19 protein-coding genes are annotated in these 22,340 nt (G+C 41.2%); 10 read left to right on the plus strand and 9 right to left on the minus strand.

What is annotated here, in order from left to right:
• Positions 1-157 precede the first annotated feature (157 nt).
• A complete protein-coding gene (locus AC0L6H_RS05525; protein ID WP_473393074.1) occupies positions 158-1,144 on the plus strand; it encodes a DNA topoisomerase IB in 987 nt (328 codons plus the stop codon).
• 137 nt (positions 1,145-1,281) lie between these two features.
• Entirely contained in the window at positions 1,282-2,088 is an 807-nt protein-coding gene (dkgB, locus tag AC0L6H_RS05530) for a 2,5-didehydrogluconate reductase DkgB (protein WP_473393075.1), read from the plus strand.
• Between the two features lie 72 nt (positions 2,089-2,160).
• On the opposite strand, the gene AC0L6H_RS05535 is transcribed toward dkgB, so the two are convergent.
• The 4 genes from AC0L6H_RS05535 to AC0L6H_RS05550 all read right to left on the minus strand — a co-directional run bounded on the left by AC0L6H_RS05535 (position 2,161) and on the right by AC0L6H_RS05550 (position 5,453).
• Positions 2,161-3,543 carry an NAD-dependent succinate-semialdehyde dehydrogenase gene (locus AC0L6H_RS05535; protein WP_473393076.1) on the minus strand — a complete coding sequence of 461 codons (1,383 nt, stop codon included), beginning with the start codon at positions 3,541-3,543 and terminating at the stop codon, positions 2,161-2,163.
• Between the two features lie 279 nt (positions 3,544-3,822).
• Entirely contained in the window at positions 3,823-4,317 is a 495-nt protein-coding gene (gene msrA / locus AC0L6H_RS05540) for a peptide-methionine (S)-S-oxide reductase MsrA (protein ID WP_473393077.1), read from the minus strand.
• 66 nt (positions 4,318-4,383) lie between these two features.
• A complete protein-coding gene (locus tag AC0L6H_RS05545) occupies positions 4,384-4,668 on the minus strand; it encodes a GNAT family N-acetyltransferase (protein WP_473393078.1) in 285 nt (94 codons plus the stop codon).
• Positions 4,668-5,453, minus strand: a complete 786-nt coding sequence (locus tag AC0L6H_RS05550) for a substrate-binding periplasmic protein (RefSeq protein WP_473393080.1) — start codon at positions 5,451-5,453, stop codon at positions 4,668-4,670. The genes AC0L6H_RS05545 and AC0L6H_RS05550 overlap by 1 nt, the downstream gene beginning before the upstream one ends.
• Before the next feature lie 270 nt (positions 5,454-5,723).
• Here AC0L6H_RS05550 and AC0L6H_RS05555 point away from each other — a divergent pair, with 270 nt between their 5' ends.
• Entirely contained in the window at positions 5,724-6,191 is a 468-nt protein-coding gene (locus AC0L6H_RS05555; protein WP_473393081.1) for a hypothetical protein, read from the plus strand.
• A gap of 12 nt (positions 6,192-6,203) precedes the next feature.
• Here AC0L6H_RS05555 and AC0L6H_RS05560 read toward each other — a convergent pair whose 3' ends face one another.
• Both AC0L6H_RS05560 and AC0L6H_RS05565 read right to left on the minus strand, forming a co-directional pair.
• Positions 6,204-7,061, minus strand: coding sequence for a carbon-nitrogen hydrolase family protein (locus tag AC0L6H_RS05560; RefSeq protein WP_473393082.1), 858 nt, complete (start codon positions 7,059-7,061; stop codon positions 6,204-6,206).
• 103 nt (positions 7,062-7,164) lie between these two features.
• Entirely contained in the window at positions 7,165-8,388 is a 1,224-nt protein-coding gene (locus AC0L6H_RS05565) for a ligand-gated ion channel (protein ID WP_473393083.1), read from the minus strand.
• Between the two features lie 392 nt (positions 8,389-8,780).
• Between AC0L6H_RS05565 and AC0L6H_RS05570 the strand changes: the two genes are divergently transcribed.
• From AC0L6H_RS05570 to AC0L6H_RS05580, 3 genes are all read left to right on the plus strand, one after another.
• Positions 8,781-10,184, plus strand: coding sequence for an eCIS core domain-containing protein (locus AC0L6H_RS05570; protein WP_473393084.1), 1,404 nt, complete (start codon positions 8,781-8,783; stop codon positions 10,182-10,184).
• Positions 10,185-10,333: 149 nt separating this feature from the next.
• The gene (gene fdhD, locus AC0L6H_RS05575) at positions 10,334-11,176 is read left to right on the plus strand and encodes a formate dehydrogenase accessory sulfurtransferase FdhD (RefSeq protein WP_473393085.1); all 843 of its coding nucleotides are present in this window, start codon (positions 10,334-10,336) and stop codon (positions 11,174-11,176) included.
• Positions 11,169-13,496 carry an FdhF/YdeP family oxidoreductase gene (locus AC0L6H_RS05580; protein ID WP_473393087.1) on the plus strand — a complete coding sequence of 776 codons (2,328 nt, stop codon included), beginning with the start codon at positions 11,169-11,171 and terminating at the stop codon, positions 13,494-13,496. The genes fdhD and AC0L6H_RS05580 overlap by 8 nt, the downstream gene beginning before the upstream one ends.
• Positions 13,497-13,548: 52 nt before the next feature.
• Here the strand turns inward: AC0L6H_RS05580 and AC0L6H_RS05585 are convergent, their stop codons facing one another.
• Positions 13,549-14,604 (minus strand): 50S ribosomal protein L11 methyltransferase, encoded by a 1,056-nt coding sequence (locus AC0L6H_RS05585; RefSeq protein ID WP_473393088.1) that lies wholly within the window; start codon positions 14,602-14,604, stop codon positions 13,549-13,551.
• A gap of 177 nt (positions 14,605-14,781) precedes the next feature.
• Between AC0L6H_RS05585 and hpf the strand changes: the two genes are divergently transcribed.
• Positions 14,782-15,138: a ribosome hibernation-promoting factor, HPF/YfiA family gene (gene hpf / locus AC0L6H_RS05590; RefSeq protein WP_473393089.1), complete on the plus strand. Its 357-nt coding sequence runs from the start codon at positions 14,782-14,784 to the stop codon at positions 15,136-15,138.
• 94 nt (positions 15,139-15,232) lie between these two features.
• Positions 15,233-16,426, plus strand: coding sequence for an alginate lyase family protein (locus AC0L6H_RS05595; protein WP_473393091.1), 1,194 nt, complete (start codon positions 15,233-15,235; stop codon positions 16,424-16,426).
• 49 nt (positions 16,427-16,475) lie between these two features.
• Here the strand turns inward: AC0L6H_RS05595 and AC0L6H_RS05600 are convergent, their stop codons facing one another.
• The gene (locus AC0L6H_RS05600) at positions 16,476-17,552 is read right to left on the minus strand and encodes an energy transducer TonB (RefSeq protein WP_473393092.1); all 1,077 of its coding nucleotides are present in this window, start codon (positions 17,550-17,552) and stop codon (positions 16,476-16,478) included.
• A gap of 253 nt (positions 17,553-17,805) precedes the next feature.
• On the opposite strand from AC0L6H_RS05600, the gene AC0L6H_RS05605 reads away from it, so the two are divergent.
• Together AC0L6H_RS05605 and AC0L6H_RS05610 are read left to right on the plus strand one after the other, a co-directional pair.
• Entirely contained in the window at positions 17,806-18,387 is a 582-nt protein-coding gene (locus AC0L6H_RS05605; RefSeq protein WP_473393093.1) for a carbonic anhydrase, read from the plus strand.
• Between the two features lie 260 nt (positions 18,388-18,647).
• Positions 18,648-21,512 (plus strand): EAL domain-containing protein, encoded by a 2,865-nt coding sequence (locus AC0L6H_RS05610; RefSeq protein WP_473393094.1) that lies wholly within the window; start codon positions 18,648-18,650, stop codon positions 21,510-21,512.
• Here the strand turns inward: AC0L6H_RS05610 and AC0L6H_RS05615 are convergent, their stop codons facing one another.
• On the minus strand, positions 21,513-22,328 hold the full coding sequence (locus AC0L6H_RS05615; protein ID WP_473393096.1) for a DUF4198 domain-containing protein: 816 nt from the start codon (positions 22,326-22,328) through the stop codon (positions 21,513-21,515).
• Positions 22,329-22,340 lie beyond the last annotated feature (12 nt).

Raw genomic sequence — 22,340 nt, forward strand, 5'->3', positions numbered from 1 at the left:
TTGGTATTAAACTTATAGGTCAGTACTTGTTAAGAAATGCGCAAGCTAAAATGCCGCAAACAAAAAAACTAAAAATCAAAAAGGATGTTTTGTTTTGATCAACAAGAAGAAAAGTCAGAATGTGAATTCAAACCTAAAATATACGGCACTCTGAGACATGGATAAATTAACTAGTTATTGCTATCGAAAGCCCTATGGCCGTGGCTTCCAATATTTCGATGCAAAAAATTGTAAAATACAATGCCGGAATTTGCTGAAGCAGATGAAAGACTTGGCGGTCCCTCCTATGTGGAGCGATGTGCAAATTTGTATTGATATACGTCAGAAAATTCAAGCTTTTGGGCGTGACGCTAAAGGTCGAAAACAGTATATCTACAATGAAGATTGGCAGAAGAGTCAACAACAAAAAAAGTTTGCAAAAATGACTAAGTTTGCAAAAAAATTACCGTCGATTCGTGAGTATTGTGAGCGCCAACTCAGTGAGGAGTTAGCTTTTTCAAAAGAGCAGGTTCTTGCGACTATGGTTAAAATATTAGACGAAACAGGTATTCGCGTTGGTAACAGACGTTATACGCAAGAGAACAGCACTCACGGCCTGTCTACACTTCGCAGAAAACACCTGAGCGAGTTAGACGAGGGGGTCATGTTCTCATTTATAGGTAAAAGCAATAAAGATCGCGAGGTTAATATTGAAGACCCCGAGCTTGCTGCTCATATTAAGGCATTTTCGGATCAGCCTGGGTATAATTTATTTCGTTATAAAGATAAGCAAGCAGGGTGGCAAGATGTTGATAGTGATGAGCTTAATGAATTTATTAGACTTCACATGGGCAGCAATTATTCCGCCAAAGATTTTAGAACATGGTTTGCAAGCTGTTTAGCCATAGAGACATATTATACCTTGGCGTCTAGCCAATCGAATTCACGAAAATCGATGCTTAATCAAGTAGTCGGTGAAGTTGCGAAGGTGCTGGGTAATACCGTTGCTATTTGCAAATCGTATTACATTCATCCCAATATTCTTGCAAAAATTGAAAGCGAGCAAATGCCTAAGCAAAACCTAGCGTCATTGGCTAAAGAATCAGATAAGCAATCATTAGACAACGTCGAAAAACTCACGCTATCAATTATCAAGCAAACTTGAATGTAAACGCTACACAAGCTATGCAAGCTTTACACTTACTAGCAACATGTATTGCTTAGAAACCCAGCCAAATAGGCTATGATGAGTTGGCACTGTTCTTTCATTCATTTATGTTTTTAGCAGAGGAGAAAATATTAATGTATGAAGTAACTATTCCAAATCCTGGTTTTGGTACCTTTAGACTTGAAGGTGAATCCTTAAAAAATGCTATTCACGAGGCTCTAAACGCAGGTTTCAGACATATAGACACAGCGCAAATTTATGGTAATGAAAGTGAAGTGGGTGAAGCAATTGCATCATCTAAAGTCGCTCGAAAGGACATTTTTTTAACCACCAAAGTATGGTTTGATAACTTTGCGAGTGACAAGTTTGAAGATAGCGTAAAAGAGAGCTTGTCGCGCTTACAAACTGATTATGTCGACTTACTGCTGATTCATTGGCCTTCGCCGAACGACAAAGTCAATATGAAAGAATATCTGACGAGCTTAAATAGTTGTATGCACAAGGGTTACACCCGCGCCATTGGTTTGTCTAACTTTACAGCACCGTTGCTTGAACAGGCATTTTCAATTTTAGGCAAAGAGAACGTAACGTGTAATCAAATAGAAGTGCACCCGCATTTTCAGAACAGCGATTTAGTTAACTTTTGTCAACGCAACAGCATTAACGTTGTTGGCTACATGCCATTAGGTAAAGGCAAAGTGATGGAAGATGATGTGTTGCAAAGCATTGCGAAAGAACACGACACCAGCCCCGTATCGATTGCCTTGGCATGGCAAATCCAGCAAGGATTAGTGCCTATTCCAGCATCGACTAACGCCGAACATATTAAAGCGAACTTTGAAGCTCGCAATATCATTCTAAGCCCCGAGCAGATGAGTAAAATCAAAACTATAGATACAGGCCAGCGCCTAATCGACCCAGACTTTGCGCCTGATTGGTAACAAAGCACATCATACAGAAAAGCAGGAACTCGATTCTACATCGACTTCCTGCTTTTTTGTTTAAATAACGAATTATGCAGTTTCAGCAATCATTATCGATTTTATGTTTACGAATTCTCGCAAGCCGAAGCCACCGTGCTCACGGCCATAGCCACTGCTTTTAACACCGCCAAAGGGTAAATTAGGTTGCGCTAATCCGTATCCGTTTATATTGACCATACCTGTGTCAAAATGATGAGTGGCCATCTCAATGGCCTTTTCTTCGTTTTTAGAGAAAATGCCGCCACCTAACCCATAGCGAGAGTCATTGGCTACTTGCATAGCCTCTTCGTCATCTTTGACTTTAATCAGCGCCGCAACGGGGCCAAATAATTCGTCATCATAAGCGGGCATGTTAGGCGCCACATCTCCTAAAATAGAGGCTGGATAAAAGAAACCTTGCTTATCTGGAATTTCACAGCCACAAAGCGGTTTTGCACCGGCTGCAATTGACTGACAAACCTGATCATGTAATTCATCACGCAAGTCTTTTCGGGCCATGGGACCTAGGTCGGTATCTTGGTCAGTAGGGTCGCCCATTTTCAAATTTTTCATCGCCTTGACAAAGGCTTCGGTAAAAGCATCATAATTCTTTTGAGTAACAATGAAGCGCTTGGCCGACACGCAGGTCTCGCCGTTGTTAATTACCCGCGCTTTGACACAGGTTTTTACCGCAAGCTCTATATCAGCATCATCTAAGACCAAATATGCGTCGTTACTACCTAGCTCCAAGACCGTCTTTTTGGCTAGTTTGGCGGCTTGTTCTGCTACCATTTTGCCTACCTTATCGCTGCCAGTAAAGGTCACGCCGCGCACTTTTTCATGGCTTATAAGGGCTGATGCGGTTTCTCCATCAACTAGTAAGGATTGGTAGCAATATTGAGGAAATCCAGCTTCTTCATACATACTTTGTATTTTTTCTGCCATGCCAAAAACGTTAGCAGCGTGTTTCATAACAGTGGTGTTGCCTGCAACCAAATTAGTGATGCTGTACCTAATCACCTGATAGAGCGGGAAGTTCCACGGCTGAATGCCTAAAATAACGCCAATGGGCTGATAACTTACAATCGCTCTGCCTTGCTCATAATCCCGCTCTTCATCTGCCAATACCGACTCGGCTTGTTTAGCTGTATAGCGACAAATCTGGGCGCAGAGCTCAACCTCTTGCTTTCCTTGAGCTTTCACTTTTCCCATTTCACTAGTCATAAGGTCAACCAAAGCATCTTCGTTTTTCTCAATTACGTCAGCCAAGTTGCTTGCTAGTTCACACCGGTGCTTCAGCGTTTTCTGTCCCCAGCTTTGGAAACACAAATCAGCGTTGGCAATGGCATTATCAGCTTCTTGCGTCGACATTAGTTGATATTCTTTTATTGGCGCTTCGGTAAACGGATTAACGGTTGTGCTTATGTTGGTCATAGTAATAGCCTCTTTCGTTGAAGTTTTAATAAATGAGTAAGAGACAATAGGTAGAGCAAGGACAACGCCAAAGCTGCGTTTAACTTATAGTGCATTGATTTGTATACTGTTTATGATTTCAAGCTTTGAGCGGGCAGAGCACATTTACAATAAATCATGCAAACATTTCACAAGGATTGAAAATTTAACTGATACTAAAATTGTAGAACGGTAGATTTAGGAATTTAAAAGCAAAGGCTTACCTACGACAAGGTAAGCCTTCATTGGAAGCGTTGTGTCTTAAATAAAACTTTCTTCAAACCTTATAAAGTGACAGGTATAGCCGTTTGGTTTTTTCAGCAAATAATCTTGATGGTAATCTTCTGCTGGCCAAAATGGCGCGAAGGGTTCTAAGGTGGTAACCACTTTGTCTGGCCATCTTCCTGATTCATCAACTAGCTTGATCATGTCTTGTGCAATTTGTTTTTCTTCATCGTTTTGGTAGAAAATTGCCGACCGATAGCTTGATCCCATATCGTTACCTTGTTGGTCAACCGTGGTTGGATTGTGCATTCGAAAGAAGAAGTCGAGTATTTCGCGATAGGAAGTTTGACTAGGATCGTAGGTGAGCTCTATGCCTTCGGCATGGCCAGGATGATCTTGGTAACTTGGATTATCGTTTTCTCCGCCTTGGTAGCCTACCTCAGTATCAACTATACCGGGGCGCACCCGAAAGAGGTCTTCCATTCCCCAAAAACAACCGCCTGCTATATATGCTTTTTTGTAATTGTTCATTATGCCTTGTTCTTTGTTTGTTTACTTTATGATTCTTGTTACGTGCAAATATGAATTAAGTGCTTTTTAAGCAATAATTGTTTTCCACTTTTCACTGCGGTTTTTCACAGCCTTTATGTAGGAGCAAACCGCGACTGCAGAATAGTTTTCCTCAGTTAATTTCTCAAAGGTCAGTTCCACTAAGGTCTTCCCGATGCTTTGACCCCTTAGTTTATAGGGTACCTCGCTATGTACAAGATACATCGTTCCATCTTGCAGTTTATAGTCGACCCAAGCTGTTTCAGTGCCGACTTTTAGGTTGAATCGCTGGTGCTCTTTATCATGAACCACCTTCAAATTACTATGTGTCATTAGGGTTTACCTTCTGTCGTACCAAAAAAGTGAGCGCTAAAACCTAAACTGTATTTGTCGTAAACTTGCTGGTAGACCTTTTCAGAGATCAGCTCAGATAGTGTTTCGTCAAATCTATCCCTGATAGCTTTATCTTTAAAGCATATTCGCTGCGGATTACTATTAAAGAAATACTTTATATCTGACAGACGATCGGCTTCTTTTTTGCCATATTGCATCTGAAGTGCGTAATAGTATCCCGTATAGTCTCCGATATACGCGTCAACTCTTTCACCATAAATCAGCCGCCCTGCTTGCAGTGAAGACGCAGATTCAATAATGAATTCGACGTCTTTGGTTATTTCGGCAAAGTTATCAATATAAATCTCCGCGCCCTGAAATATAGCTAGTCGTTTGCTTTTTAGGTCAGCAAGTTCTGCTATAACCGTTCCAACGGGCGCAATTAATACATTCAACCAGTAACGATAGGGTTTGGATAAATGGCATCCAGATAAATTATTGATTACCCACCCCGTTGCGGCATCAATTTCCGGACGTTTCAAAACGCTGTTTTGTCGCTTTGATGGTGTTGGCACAAACTCAACCTCGTATCCTGCTTGTTCCATAACGATTGATAAGAGTTCAGGGTCTATTCCTGTTTTTTGGACATGATCGATGGTATAGGGTGGAAACTGTGATGAAATTGAAATTAGCAATCGTTTTTTATTGTCCGATGCAAAGCAAGACTGACTTAGCAGCAACAAAAATGTAATAAAAACACTAATGACTCGCCCTGATTTTCTCATTAGTCAACTATTACTAAACAAAACCCTGATCAAAACATAACCTAAATCGAGGTCAAAAGAAAATCTTTAACGCAATGCTATACGTCAATAGCAAATGTAAAATGAACGCAGGGTATAAAAATATCTGGCTAAAAATGCCTATTTGCTTTCTAATTAAAAAGCACTAAGCAAGCTCATTATTTTTGGACTTTTCAAATTAAAGGTGTTATTAGTCAACACAAAATTAGTGCTTTGTTAAGTCTTAGTATGTACTCAAAGGAGTATGCATGTATGTATAAATCAGAACGAAAAGTAAGTAGGAAGCTTCTCACCGTTGGCTTAATAAGTTTGCTCGTAATGGGATGCAACAGTCAGTTTGCAAGTAATATGCGCAAAGTTACTTACCCACCTGATTTCAAATATACCGAGCCAGCTGAGCTTAAATCAGATATGGCCAAGCTTGCACAGCAAATGCGTTTGCTCGACCAGGCTTTGATGACGCCACATGATAAAACCGAAGCCGGCGTCGAGAATCAACGCCAGCAAGTTCTCAGTGCTTTGCAGAATATGAGTAAAATTGCGTCTAACTTAAAAGCCGGAAACGCCGGCGCGAACCATCCTTTCATGCAAGATTATATGCAAGACTTTGTCGCAAAAGTTGATCAAGCAAAGGGAGCAGCGTCCTTAAAAGAACCTCGTTATTTTTTTGCTGGAAAGGTTTCTGGTGGATGTACTAGCTGCCATAAGGTCAATCGTTAAAGTGCTAAGCGCTTAATCCTTAATAGTGCCAGCCAGTGAAAGTGCCTGACTGTGCACTGATACAGGCATGGCTTGGCGAACTTTTAACAAGCTTTTTTCATCATAGTCAGCTATTGCTGCGCCGCTGCCTTCTTCTAGTATGCTCATAAGCTCACCCCAAGGCGAGTATATGCAACTGTTACCGTAGGTTTCTCTGCCATCTTCATGGCGTCCCCATTGATTGGCGGCTATAACATAGGCTTGATTTTCAATCGCTCTTGCTTTTAAAAGTGCGTGCCAGTGAGCTTGCCCCGTGACTTTTGTAAATGCACTGGGCACAACAATAATTTCGGGGTAGTTCATGGCGGCGTAAAGTTTAGGAAAACGTAGGTCGTAGCATATACTTTGCCCAAGTTTCGCCCAGCCTAAATCAACAACACTTAGGGCAGTGCCGCGCTCGGTATATTTAGATTCTTCATAAGTGCCAGTGCCGTCTTCTACCTGCACATCGAATAAGTGTATTTTATTGTAGGCGGCAATTCGCTTACCGTTTTGGCCAAAGACAATAGAACAGGCGTAATATTTCTTATTTGTTTTTGAGCCTGTGGTTTTTGATACGGGGCAGGAAATAGGCATGCTACCAGCCACCAATATTGTGTTCGTCGTTTTTGCTAATTGTGCCAACCTAGTTTGAATTGGTCCATCATCTATGGCTTCGCTAAGGGCTAACATTCGTTGCCCCGAGCAAGCAAAAAGCGTAGCACATTCGGGAAGTACGACAATGGCTTCATCTTCGGTGGAACAAGACTGTTTGACCAGCGCTTCAATCGTATTCAGGTTATCTTCAATTGATGCACTGCTGGTCATTTGTATCGCTACTAATTTGCTCATAATAACTAATTTTCTGTTTGTCCGTAAAGTTTATATATTTTTGCTTAGGCTTTGCTGCTTCATCGCTTTGAAATGTGCGTGAAAAGCAAAGCCATTTTAACGTTTAATTCACCGCTGACACCATCACCTTTATCGTGATTAAGATAAGCGAAGTAATAAGTACTGGCCAAAACGCAACTTTAGGTAAGAGGTTGTCTTCCTTCAATAACAGCCCACCGAATAGCTTTGAGCCCGATGAAAACAAGTAAGTGTTAGTGGTTGAAATAACCAAAAATGCATACATCAGAATATAAAAGTACTCTATATACACAATGCCCGAACCGGCAAACTGCTCGCGCAGCTGGATATGCGCCAACATAACCACAAAGAATAAGGCCGAACTTGCACCAATAAAGCCCGTTACGTTAAAGCCTATTTTATCTGATATTTTTTTGTCATCGGTCACGGTGAGCATCGCTGCAAACAATAAAACAGCGACTAAAAACAAAGGTAGTAAATAAATAATAAAGGCGTTACCGAATTTGCGTTTAATCACAAAATTGTAGCGCAACTCAGGAAAATCAGTTTTGCCTATATAATGCTCAATGCCAAAATTCGTGTCGTAGTCGGTAAATTCATAGTCAAAATAGGTGTCTTCTCGTTCCCATGTGCCGAGTACCATGGTTTGTTCAATACCAAAAATGTCAGTGATGTCGGTTGCATCATAGGCATCATAATCGGGAAATAGTATCAGATTTTCTGAAAAGTCTTTGGGCCACAATCTGATCCATACTGTTTTATGGTCAAAGGGATATGTCTCGTATTCGAAAGGTTGTCGTAAAGTCGCTTCGAAATACCAACCAATCACCATATAGTTGCTAGTCTCAGAAAGCTTGCGATATACCTCCCTTGGCTCAATGTCACTGCCAGAATTGACTTGCTCAGGCAAAATAAAGCCTACTTCACCTGGTTTAGGAATATTGATATGGGTATTTTTACAGTTTTTAATGGTGCGATTTGCGGCTTCCATCATCGCAGTAAAATTACTACACTCATATTTTTGCCATATATAGCCCGTTACATTTACGTCGATTGAGTTAAAAAACTGCAGGGATTGCACATAAACGCCGGTTTTAAGCATTTGTAGAGGATGATGTTCTTGCTGTTCTCTGGATTCTTTATGCTTACCCCACTTGTCTTGTATAAGCGCCGTTGCGCTTTGCGGTGTGGGTAACTGTGCTTCGTTTAAACGGTAATTGTTCATCAATACCCATAAACTCACCAAAATAATCGACAACACGACAGTCACAACGATAGATCGTTTCCAGTACTTGCGTTTAATTGACATTTCCTTAACCCTTCTAGACATATGCTGTTTGCTTATTCACTCGCTAAGGCTAAGATGCGTGTGCTGATATTAGTGTAGAGTAAATTCATCTATTTACAAACTAAGAACAAGGTAATTGCCTTAGGCGCCTTAGCAACTGAGGCAGAATTGTATTATTCGCACGAAAGGCATAATATCAGGTGAAAGCAAGAATACTGGGTCTGCGGCAGCAGTATTGACCTTTTGAGTTGTATAACAGTGTTCCAATCGGGATAAAGTAGGCAACGAGAGGGGAAAGATATGGCTGAGTATCATCAGGTTCAACGAAATTTGAATACCCAAGAAGATGACACCGCAAGCAAGGTTTTGCAAAAAAAGGTCAAGCGCCGTTCACTAATACGCGCACCTTACAGTTGCAAGCGCAGCAAGTAAAAGCCACCAAATATGCTCAAAAAAAGGTGAGTAAACAGCAAGGTTTAGGTCTGCCAATTCAATTGCAGGAAGGGATTGAGTCGCTGTCCGGACAAGCTATGGATGGGGTAACAGTACACCGAAACTCCAATAAGCCAGCCGAGTTAAACGCACATGCCTATGCGCAAGGCGATGATATTCACTTAGCGCCAGGTCAAGAACAGCACTTGCCCCACGAAGCCTGGCATGTTGCACAGCAAAGGCAAGGGCGGGTGCAGCCAACTCGTCAGCTCAAAGGTAAGGCGGCTATAAACGATGACTCTAGTCTAGAGCAAGAGGCCGATGTGATGGGGGCCAAAGCAATGTCATTTACTGGCGCAGCTACTGGGCAATTAAAAGGCGCTCAATCAACAAATCAAGAACATATTCAAATTCAACATAAAAGTACCGGCGCGGTTGCGCAATGTGTTTTAAAATTCAATAAACCCCTTGTTGCCGGTGAAGTCGTTTCAGTTCGAAAAGTGCCTGGCAAAACCGTGTTTATTTTAAAAGGCGCAAACAACGATGCACTCATCATCAAGTTTGAAGGCCATTCACAAAGTGAATCTAACGAAGATTTTAAGGCCCGCAGTGAAAGCGTAGAAGCTATGGCTTTTGATATTTTGCCTAATTTACCCGGTTCGGTGAACTTAAGCGCCGCTGATATAGCGCAAATAAATGCGATAAATTTACCCGGTAATAATGATCTTGGCGTACTTAAACAGATAGTCGCCGATCACGCTTTTATGCAAAACAATTTGGCACTAAAAAAAGAATTTGTAGAAGTAGATGAAAATTTCCTCGATATCGCGAATAAGGATCTTGCTGATTCTTTAAACATGTCGAAAAAGGACAAAAAGAAAAAGCCAAGTACAAAAAGTTATGCGATTCTAAATAATAAGGATATTTTGCGTTCAATGGGGCGAGCCGCCGCCTTTGACTTATTTATCGGAAATAGCGACCGTTTTCGCGCAGACCCTAGTGATACAAACCTAGAGAATATTGACTTTAATGCAGCACTTAGCGACATGGTAGCGCTTGACCAACTAGATACCTACGGCTACATAATTGCGAACGATGGCACCGAACAAGCTTGGGAAGGGGAGGCTATTCTAAACAGTACTTCGGCGTTAAATAAGTATGTTGCCCAAGCGTATATGTCGATGTTACAAAAAGCAGGATTAGACTTGGATAAAAATACGGAAGTAAATGTACAGCACTTTATTAGCGGTGTGCATATTGCGCTGATCCTTATTAAAGAGAAGGTCAAAGTGATCGAAATGATGAGCAAACGCGGTGCTGGCAATACTGTGCAGCACCGTGCGTTGTGCAAAATATTATTAGCTCGTATACACAAATTGATTTAGCACTAGGCTAGTTTGCAATGTTTCTCTACCAACTATATTCCTTGTCAACTAAGGGTCTTTTATACAAAAAAAATTGTTAATAAATAGCAGAGTCTATAAGCTTATTTTACCTACATTGTTTACGTGCAAACGGTATTAATGCGAACCATATGAATATTGACTCTAAAGATGAAGGCTACCCGCTTGCTCAAGAGCAAGCGGTGGCAATTGAGTTAAACGGGATTACCTTCGCTGTTATGATGATGACACCTCAAGACCTAGAGTATTTCGCTGTAGGTTTTTTGTTTAGTGAAGGCATTATTGAGCGTGTGATTGATGTAAAAGACATCGAAATAGAATATGAAACAATGCCTAACGCTGCAACAAGCGATATAGATTTGGGGCTAAGTCTTAAAATTAGTTTATCTAATCGCAGCTTTCACCGCTTTAAAGAACGTATTCGCCTACTAAAAGGGAGCAGTGGGTGTGGTATTTGCGGCTCGGCGGCACTTGTGCAGACTTTTCATCAAATAAACAATATTAACGATGAGCAAGGCGGCTATTCATTTGATGCCAGTTTGCTCAGCGGCATGCGAGAACAAGTCACCCAATATCAAACGCTATCAGCAGAAACAGGCGCAATGCATGGCGCATTTTTACTCAATTCGCAAGCCGCAATACAAGCTAGCAGCGAAGACATTGGGCGCCACAATGCCTTAGATAAACTCATCGGGAATATTTTGCTGAACAAATTAGCTTATGATAAACATGCGGTCCTCGTTACAAGTCGCTGTGGGGCTGAGCTAGTGCAAAAGATTGTTCGTTTGGGGATCACCACATTGGTCAGTTTTGCGTCTCCCAGCCAGCTAGCTTTGCAACTGGCAAATCGTGCAAAGGTGACCCTTGTTCATATCCCCAAAAAAGACTCGCCAATTGTGTACTCGCCACCAAATAGTGAGCTTGAAAGTGGCTTTATGAAAACAAGCAACCTAAAGGCTTCTGAAAATGTCTGAAACAAATAAACCTAGTAGAGCCGGTGGTATCAACTCAATTAGTTCTACGTTTAAGCAAGTGTTGCAGAGTAAACGCGTCAAAGCGAATATTAAGAACTTACTAAGAGTGAATAAAAGCGGTGGCTTTGATTGCCCTGGTTGCGCTTGGGGTGACAGTAAAGAAGGTTACGTACATTTTTGTGAAAATGGTGCAAAAGCAATTGCATGGGAGTCAACTGAGCGAACGTTAAGTGCTGACTTTTTTGAGCGATATACAGTCTCAAAACTTAAAAATCAAAGTGATTATTGGCTCGAGTATCAAGGCCGCTTATGTCAACCAATGCGTTACAATGCGGGCACCGACAAATATGAGCCTATTACTTGGGACAGCGCTATTGCGCTAATAAAAACCCATTTGACCGCGCTAGAGTCGCCTAATCAAGCAGAGTTTTATACTTCTGGCCGCGCAAGTAACGAAGCGTCGTATTTATATCAGTTATTTGGGCGTGTATTTGGTACCAATAACTTTCCCGATTGTTCTAATATGTGTCACGAAGCAAGTGGTGTTGCACTAAACGAGTCGATTGGTGTTGGCAAAGGTACGGTTGTTCTTGATGATTTCTTCAAGGCTGACGCTATCTTTGTGTTTGGACAAAACCCAGGCACAAATCACCCGCGTATGATGAATGCTCTGCGTAAAGCGGCCAAAGCGGGTTGTAAAATTGTGGCGATAAATAATCTAAAAGAAGTCGCACTGCAAAAATTTGCAAGCCCTCAAAAGCCCTTGGAGCTACTTACCCCTAAAAGTACCGATATAAGCCACCTTTATTTGTCACCAAAGTTAGGCAGTGACTTTGCGCTAATAAGAGGGATGGCGAAAATCATTATTGAGACTTTTCCTCAAGCCATTGATGAGCGCTTTATTGCTCAGCATTCCTGTGGTTTTGATGATTACCGAAAAGCAGTAGAGCAATCTGATTGGGCGCAAATAGAGTCACAAACCGGTATCAACAAAGCTAAGATTTTTGAAGCTGCTGAAATACTCGCAAGTAGTCGAAGCCTTATTAGTACTTGGGCTATGGGGATAACTCAGCACAAACACTCAGTTGAAACCATTAAAGAACTTACTAACTTGCACCTTATGTTGGGACAAATTGGCAAACCTGGCGCTGGACTAAGTCCTGTGCGTGGGCACAGCAATGTGCAAGGAAATCGAACCATGGGTATAAACGAACAACCATCTGACGATTTTTTAAAAAGACTAGGCGAGCATGTTAAGTTACCCATGCCCAAACAGCATGGGCACAATGTACAATCTGCATTAAAAGCATTGTTTGATGAAAAAAGTCGCGTACTAATTTGCCTTGGTGGTAATTTAGCTGCGGCAGCCCCTGACACAAGATTTACCGAAAAAGCGATGGCCAAAGCTAAGCTAAATGTGCAAATAAGCACCAAACTTAACAGAAGCCATCTTATGGTCAGTGAAGACGCGCTGATCCTGCCTTGTTTGGGTCGAACTGAAATTGACAAGCAGCGCGGTGGGGCGCAAAAAGTAACCGTTGAAGACACATTTAGCATGGTACACGCTTCCGCTGGCACTTCAACACCGCCGTCGGCCTTGTGTTTGTCAGAGACCGACATTGTGGCTCGCATTGCCGATGCAGTAATAAATGCATGCACAGATGAACGCAACCATAAAATAGACTGGTTATCACTCAGAGATGATTATGGGTTAATTAGAGATTTAATCTCCGCTTCGATTGCTGGCTTTGAAGATTTCAATCAGAAAATAGCACAAGAATTTGGTTTTCATTTAGACAACCCAGCGGCAAATTTGCAATTCAATACATCCAATGCAAAGGCCAATTTTAGTGCTTCACCCATACCAAATTCACTTTATTCAGCTGAAACAGAACGTTTAGTATCTGCGGTATCGGCGAAAAAAGAAATGGTATTTACCTTGCAGAGTTTACGTTCTCATGATCAATACAATACTACTATTTATGGGATGGATGATCGTTACAGGGGGGTTAAAAATCAGCGGCGAGTGATTTTTATAAATGCCAGAGATGCTAAAAAATTACAGTTGGAAGAAGGACAAAAAGTAGAGCTAGAGTCAATATGGGAAGATAAGACAACGCGCAAGCTTGACGATTTCCAATTGGTTTTTTACGACATTCCCAAAGGAAACGTAGCAGCATATTATCCCGAAACAAATCCCCTTGTGCCAATTGATAGTGTGGGCGACCGTTCATACACGCCTACCTCTAAATCCATACCGGTGGTCATAAGAGCATCCAAGTTGCTTAAGCCTGAAACAATTCCGCTTAAGGATCTTTAGTCTCAATGTGATTATTAATAGCACCGTACAATATTGCAGTAGTACGTATTCACTACAGCTTACCATTTTCAATTTGTTTGGGTTCTAGCTCTTGCAGGGCTTGTTCGTTCACGCTAATTGATTGCTCGGTGTCTGAAATTGACCAAGACCAAAACTGTTCTTTGCCAACTTCTTCAGTTAACGGCGATAAGGTGATGGTAATCGGCTTGTCTGGACTTACTGCAAAACCTTGCGGTAGGGGAAATAATATTTGGTCCCAATGGGTTGGTATATCGTTTGGACCGGTACTAAAGTAAGCGCTTTTGCTAAGCTGTGTGCTAAACCAACCACATAAGGCATAAACCACGCTTTCCTCGCTAGGGTTTATGGTGGCACTAAAGCTGCGCGGCGAGGCGGACTTTTGAATTGTATGCATATCTAAAGAACCCAAATCAGCCACACTTTCAAGTATGCTTTCAGGCTCTAGTGCAACTAAATCTGACTGCTGCAGCGGGACATGCGCAATAGGCCCAAAATCAAAACCATAGGGTTTATCTTGTAAAAAACATAAATCGTCGAGTACGTCTTCGTCGGTGACCAAGCCAATATGTAAACTGACTTCGCCTGGTATCATTGTGCCGCCCTCTTTAAGATAGCGGTCGCGCAAGCTAAGCAGTGGCTCAAGCATGGCTTCGTAAAACAAACAATGCCCCATCCATTCAGACACAATAACATCTACCTTTTCATCAAGCACAAGTGACTGATGGTCATCATGATAAAAGTCGATGCTAGAAAAGCCATTAGCAAGTGCGATATTTTGTGCATTTTTAATAAAAGGAGAACGGTCTACCGCAATCACTTTTTGGGCCTTTGCACGGGCCGCAAACATCGACAATATGCCACTACCACAGCCAAAATCGAGCACTCGGTGCTCTGGCCTTACGACCTCATTTATGGCTTTAGCGTAGGCTTCGGTGCGCACAATATCTTGTAACATAACTTTATGCATAGCTACATCGCGATACGACATTCTGTGGCGACCAAAGCTACCGTCGCTTTCATTTGCGCTTATGTCGGTGTTTTTTTGAACATCTGGCAAAGTATTTTTGTCGTTGTGATTGTGGGTCATATTTGTCTCATTTTCGTCTGCATGGTCCATTCTATCAGGGTGAAGTAAGGCTCGATACTAGTTCTACTGCTTTGTTTAGTTTTAGAGCAAAAAGAAAATTGTCGCTTGTATTTGCTTATCTTGTCCCAAGGTCTATTATGAAGACAAGAACCGTTTTTAATGCAAAGAGGAAAATCTATGAAAATAAATGTTTCAGGTCACCATTGTGATATCTCAGCGTCGGTTGTAGAAGATGTAGAAGAAAAGTTTACGAAAATAGCGAGCCATTTCCCAAGTCTTATCGCGATAGATATTATTGTGAGAAAAGAGCATGGCGAGTATACAGCAGAAGTTGCCACAAAATATGAAGGTACGAGTATTGGCGTAAAAGGAAAGGGCGACGTAATGTATCCCGCTATCACCCAAGCCAGTAAAAAATTAAACGCAGCACTTAAACACCGCAAAGGACAGTTAAAAAGTGACTTGCATGAAAAACCCACAGTGACCACGCCTGAAATTGCCCACGAAATTATTCAGGAAATGGATTTGAAATAGTATAAAAATGGGGGCCGTCTTTACATATATCTGAAAACCAGAAAATAAATAGGCTGCTCCCTGTTTCTTAAGTCCCTCAAGAAGGTCATCAAGTGTGAAAAATCTTGTCTTAAGTGTTTTCTTGCTTATTTGTAGCGCACCTTTGCTAAGTGCCCAAAACAATCCATTTGTACTCATCGATGAACAGCAACTGCTTGCTAAAAAAGCATCATCTTCCGGCGCAGCCTCCAATGATTCTCTAATAAGTGCGCAAAAGGCCTTATTTAAATATGCTGACAAGGCCCTGAATATTAAGCCTTTTTCAGTTACCCATAAAAGCATAAAGCCACCTTCAAACAACAATAACGATTATTTGAGTATTAGTCGTTATTGGTGGCCCGACCCAACGAAAAAAGACGGCTTGCCGTGGATTCGAAAAGATGGTCAAACGAACCCTCAGACCCAAACGGATGCGGTTGACCGCAAGCGCTTTGGCAAAATGGCCGACACAGTGCAAATGCTTGCTTATGCCTATTATTATTCAGAGGACCCGCGCTATGCCCAAAAAGCCGTTGAACTTATTCGGGTTTGGTTTTTGAGTAAAGAAACGCGTATGAATCCGCATTTAGAATATGCTCAAAGCGTCCCCGGCATTGATAAAAAGCGCCGTTCAGGCATGTTAGACGGGCGTTTGGTGTCTACACATATTTTGGATTCTATCGCGATGTTGCAGACGTCAGCTTTGTGGACGCCAAAAGACAATGAAAATATGAATGCTTGGCTGAGTGATTACTTGAACTGGTTAACAACAAGCAAATTGGGTAAATCGGGGGCACTACAAGCAAACAACCACGGTTCGTGGTATTTCTTTCAGCTTAGTGCCTTGTCGTGGTACTTAGGCGATACAAGTTCACTTAAACATCATGTGGCCTCGGCGATACAAACGATGCAAAATCAAATTGCAGAAGATGGCTCTCAGCCTCATGAACTTAGCCGCACCCGCGGGTATTTTTACAGCAGCTTTAATTTAGAAGCACTCACTAACATTGCAAACATTGCACAAAAAGCCAATATACCGTTTTGGGAAAATAAAAGCTTGGTGAAGGCCATTGAGTACCTAGTACCAGCAGCCAGTGGTGCAAACTGGCCACATGCTAGTAAAGCCATAAACCCAAGTGATTTTATGCTAGTCCTTAGCCGTTACAATAGCGCTTATGAAAGCCCTAAATATCCCGAGCTAGAAAAGGACTTGCAAGGACAGTGGGCGTCAACTGCGTCGCGCAAAATGTGGCTGGCACTTTTATTTTAGTAAAGCAAAGGTTTTAGCAATATGAAAGCATTCGTTTTGGTGTTTGCGTTTAATTGGCAGGGAAAGCCGGCGGATTTTGCCATCTTCCAATTAGCGGCCCTTCTTCAGTAAACGCGATTTTGCTATTAGCCGCACCCTTAATCAAGATAGAGCAATCTACAAAGTCATCGCCAATGCTATATTGGCTAAAGTCTTCAGGGCTTATGCGTTGCCAGTAGTTGGCACAGCCTAATTCGATGGAATCTACATCACCGCTTAACAACTCAATACTAAAGGTTTTTCTGGGAAGTACGTGCTGCCACGCTTGGGTTTCACCTAAGGTAACGCTTATTGCATTGGGCTCGTTAATCGATAGCGTCAAATACAAAGGCTCTATAAATGATTGGTATGTTGCTTCATCAAATTTAACGCGTTCAAACATCAGTAGGTTATTTACGGTCAACATCGCATCGGTATATTGTTTTTTATACTGATACCAAGCGATTAAGTTTTGGGTATTTTTTACTGCAATTTTGACCGGAAGAATGTCGCGTAATGAATTGGCAACAAGTAGATTTTCTCTGTAGTCTAGCCAGCTTTGCTTTCGAGCATGATAGCTTGTTTGCAGCCATGCAAACAAAGCCTGCTCAGTTAGATTTTTGGTTTCCTCTTCTTCTAAGCGTGCAAACAATGGATCAAGATCAGCTAGAACCCCTTTTAAAATCTTGTTGTCAATTTCGTCATACATTCTTCCAAACTTGGGGTTTATGCCGTCGTTATTGCTGCCGTAAAAACTGATGTCATAGCGATACGAAAACGTGTTTGTAGACAAAACGGCTTCACCCTTAAATATTGCTGGCGAGTATCGTAAGTTCTCTACATAGCGAATAGCACTTTGGTTAATTTGAGGGTCTTTACTTGCTTGTAAAATAGTAATATTGAACGGGACACCGTCAGTACCCACCACAAAATGTAATTCGGCCCAACCTTCGGCTCTTGAACGTCCAACGATTCTTTTGGTGCGGGTGGCGTTTTTGTTTTCGATAAGTTGGTTAGCAATAAAGACTTGCGTCTTGTTGGTAACGAGGCCCGAGGCCGAACTAGAGAACAAAAGAAGCAGACATAAAAATGGAGCGATAAAATACATGGATTTCCTTATTATTGTATTTTGAGCTTGGTTGGATATCGGCCCAATACCTTACGCCGACCAAGCTTGAGTGTAGACGAAAAACATTCCGATGTGAATCGTGTTTATAGCGAAAACAGTAGAGCTTAACTTTTGGGTGAGCTTTTATGTTTTACTATAGGTATAAGTATTGACTCCTTAATCCATTCTGCGTTTAGTATTGGACTACGGAGAAAATCAATATTTGAAGCGAACAACATAGGAAATAAATACAATGAGTGAAATTAAAAGTGAAGTCCTTGCTGCAAACGAAAAGTATGTAGAAGGTTTTGGTGACAAAGCAGACTTAGCATTACCTCCTGCTAGAGGCTTTGCCATCCTTACCTGTATGGATGCAAGACTAGATCCCGCAAAATATGCTGGACTAGCGGAAGGTGACGCACACGTCATCCGAAATGCAGGCGGCAGAGCTAGCGACGATGCTATTCGCTCACTTGTGATTTCTCATAAGCTTTTAGGGACTAACGAATGGTTTGTCATACACCATACCGATTGTGGTATGGAGTTATTTGACTCAACTATTATGGGTGATCTGTTGGCTTCAAGTTTAGATACAGCCAGCGTTGATGAAAATGGTTGGCATGATAATGGTGATACGCCAGGGTCAACAGAAGGCAAATATATCAATTGGCTAACGTTTAAAGATAACGCAAAAGCAGTCGTTGAGGATGTTGCGCGTATTCGCGCTAATCCATTAGTGCCAGCGTATATTCCAATTTATGGTTATATCTACGATTGCAAAACCGGCCGTTTAGTTGAAGTACCAGAAGCAAATAAGCAAGGCGCAGCGAAGTAACTAGCTTTAGCTCGTGAAAAAGTGCAAGTTAGTATGTGTTTTGCTTTACAATAACCCACAATTAGTTGGTAAGTTTGCAGTAAATAAAACCGAAACCTACTGAATAGGCTGAGGAGCCGTTGTCTGCTTGCACTCCTATTGTACAATAGGAACTCAAGCGGGTACCGGAAATTTATAGTCATGATAAAGACAATTTGGCCGATAAAAAACGCGAGCCATATTTGCTAATTTACTTTCACTTCCCAGGGTTAATGTTGTACATGAAACAATCCATCATCATCGCAAGGATTTTCTTGATCACGATTGTAGTGGCGATAGTTTGTTACGTTGAATACTTAAGATTTCAAACAGAAAAAGAACAAGAGAAACTTGCTATAACGCAGTCTGTATCCTTCTTGCGTGGGGATATTGAAGCTACTATTTACCGCAATGTAGAATTGGTCAAGGGCTTAGCGGCATATATATCAATTAATCCCAACATGACTCAAGATGAATTCTCTCAATATGTTGAACAATTACTTAAGTCGAAAAGCAATATTAGCCACTTAGCTGCTGCTAGAGATTATATTATTACGCATTTATATCCTCTAGAGGGTAACGAAAAAGCATTTGGTATAGATTACCGTCAGGTTAAAGATCAACTTGGTCCCATACAAACCGCAATCGAGTTCAACGAAATAGTACTTGCTGGACCTGTAGAACTGCTTCAAGGAGGAACCGGCATTATCGGTCGTTTGCCAGTATTTATACAAGACAAGAATTGGGGCTTAGTGTCAATCGTGATGGATTACGATTCTATACTAAGCAGTCTAGGATTAGACGCTTACAGTCATATCGATATCGCCATTAGAGGAAAAGACTCTAAAGGCAGTGACGGTGACATCTTTTACGGAAATGAATCGCTATTTACTTCACCTAACGTTACCCAGGTCGTTAAATTGCCATATGGCACATGGGTAATTGCCGCGCGGCCTGCACAGGGATGGATGCAATTTAGTGCGCATTTTCTCCCTTGGGTGTTTGCAAGTATTATTATATTTGCTTTGATTTACAGTATGAATTTGCGCTTCAAAAATTTGGATTTAGCGAAAGACAAACAAAAAGCCCTTGCTGATTCAGAAGAAAAATTTAGAAATTTTTTCAATTTACACAGTGTCGTCATGCTCATAATTGATGAGTTTGGAGTAATTAAAAATAGCAATGAGTCCGCACAATTATTTTATGGTTATAGCGAAGCGGAATTAACGGGACTAGCGATAAACGCATTAGAACCCGATAGCGCAGATACTTCGTTCTGGGGTGTTCGCTTTGCAGACTCAGTCAACAAAAATACAATAACTAGCCAGCACAAAATGAAAAATGGCGAAATCAAGGATGTTAAAATCTACTCTACGCCAGTCGAATTAGACGGTCAAAGACAATTATTCTCTATTATATTTGATATAACAGAACAACGAGAACTTGAGAAACAATGGCGATTGTTTGAGCAAGTCTATCGAAATGCTCAAGAGGGAATTTTTGTCACCGATGAATTCTTTTCCATTGTTTCAACTAATCCGGCCTTTGAAAATATCACTGGATATTCTGAAAAAGAAGTGCTGAATGAAAAGCCATCTATACTTAATTCTGACATGCATGAAGAGCGTTTTTATACAAATATATTTGCGACCTTGGCAGGGAAAGGCAGTTGGCGTGGCGAAATTTGGAATAGAAACAAAGGGGGCACTGTTTATCCTCAGTTGTCTTCGGTTTCAGAAGTTAGAAACGAGGCGAATCAAATATGCAACTACATAGGTGTGTTTTCTGATATTTCCCAGCAAAAGCAATCAGAGGAAAAGTTAGAAAAACTGGCTCACTTTGATCAATTGACAGGATTACCAAATAGGCTCACTTTAAAACTTCATCTAGAAAAAGCCTTAGAAGTCGCCAAGCGGCACGCGACAAAGTGCGCTTTGTTGTTTTTAGATTTAGACCGCTTTAAAGTGATTAATGATAGTTTAGGGCATGGCGCGGGCGATGAGCTTTTATTAAAAGTGGGGCTACGCTTAAAAGACCGCTTAAGAAGCAAGGATATACTCGCTCGCCTAGGTGGAGACGAATTTGTTATCTTGATCACTGATTATCAGGATGATAGCCAACTTGCATTCATAGCGAATGACTTATGCAAGCACCTACAAATCCCTTTTAAGATCGTTGACGATATAGAGGCAAACCTAGGCGCATCAATAGGGATTGCACAATATCCAAAAGATTCAACATCGGCTGATGAATTGCTTGAGTACGCTGATGCCTCTATGTATAAGGCGAAAAAATCAAAAGATATTAATTTTGTATTCTACAGCCAAGATATTATTTTAGAAGCTAACAATAAGTTAACCATTGCCACAGAAATAAAACGGGCGATCAATGAGAATGAATTCGAATTATTCTTACAACCACAATACGATTTGACTGAGGGAACTTTATTAGGGGCTGAAGCACTCATTCGCTGGAATCATCCTCAAAAAGGTTTCTTAACACCAGATAAGTTTATACCCTTAGCTGAAAGTACAGGCGCAATAAAGCTTATTACTGCATGGGTCGTCGATAAGGTTTTCGAAATTGTCAATCAATGGCGAAGTGACAAGCGAGATTTGATTTTATCGTTTAACGTATCTGCTTTAGAGTTCGCAGACAAAGACCTTTTTAGTCATATAATGCAGAAATCCAAAATTTACCCAGAGGCGTCGAACTATTTAACCATTGAAATTGTTGAAAGTGCTTTAGTTGAGCACCTAGATTTTGCGAAAGATATTTTACACCATTTACGTAAGGAAGGTTTTAAAGTCGCGATTGATGATTTTGGTACGGGCTTTTCATCCTTGTCATATCTGGCGCAATTGCCGGTGGATATATTAAAAATAGACCGCGTATTTGTGGATAATATGGAGTCAGACTTACAAAATGGTATTGTAAAATCAATCATTGATTTGGCTAGTAACTTTAGTTTAATGGTTACTGCAGAAGGTATCGAATCAGAAAGCCAAACATCTTTATTATTAAAAATGGGATGTACTGTAGGGCAAGGGTTCTTTTACAGTAAACCCATTAGGCTTGAAGACTTTACGATACGATACCTGCAATAATTAGAAGCCAATGGTTAAGCTTGAGAAATAGGTCTCAAAATCAGCGCGCTTGTCACCTTGTAGAGGCACACCCCATACTGTGTTGAATAACCAGCTACCTTTTTTAGGCAGCGTAAACTCAACTTTTCCTTCGTTGTTTGTTCTTGTTGCTTGTCCGTCAATAGAGTAATCATTGAGTGACGACATACGCACAAGGGCGTTTCTTAGCGGCTTACCCTTAAACATAACAACAAGTGTCATTTTTTCATCATCCATGCTTTTATATGGGTGGGTGACGGGTACAATCTCAAGGGTTTGGCCTATTGGTTTGATAGCATTATCTGTAAATTTATCGCCAACTTGTAGAATAGTTTTTGCTTTGCGAGAATATATTTCTGTACCGCTTTTGTCACTTTCGCCATTTGCCACTCTGTAAGCTGTCACAAGTGCTAAACCTTCGTCTTCAGCGTATTTATTGAAGAGTTCTGCTTCAAGTTCACTAATACTATGGAAACTCTCAAAACCTACCACCACAGTGCCTTCAGTTTTTAAGTTAGCCGTCACAGAACCATCATCTCGATAGCTATAAGTTTGTACACTGGCCGCCATATCGCTAACGCCGTCATGCTGAAACTGACGAATAGATGCGATGCGTTTCCATTGTAAATCCCATGGCCCAGAGTCGCTCTTGTGGCCTACCATAAAGCTAATATCTACAGTGCTTGACGGCGCAGACTTAAAGGTCGTCGGAGCTAGCCAAAAGTCATGTGCCAGAGCCAAAGGACTTAGCATGGCAATACTTAATATAGTTGCAGTTAACTTAACGAATTTAAACATGAATTTCCTTAA

It is taken from the genome of Glaciecola sp. G7-5 (genome assembly GCF_055808975.1).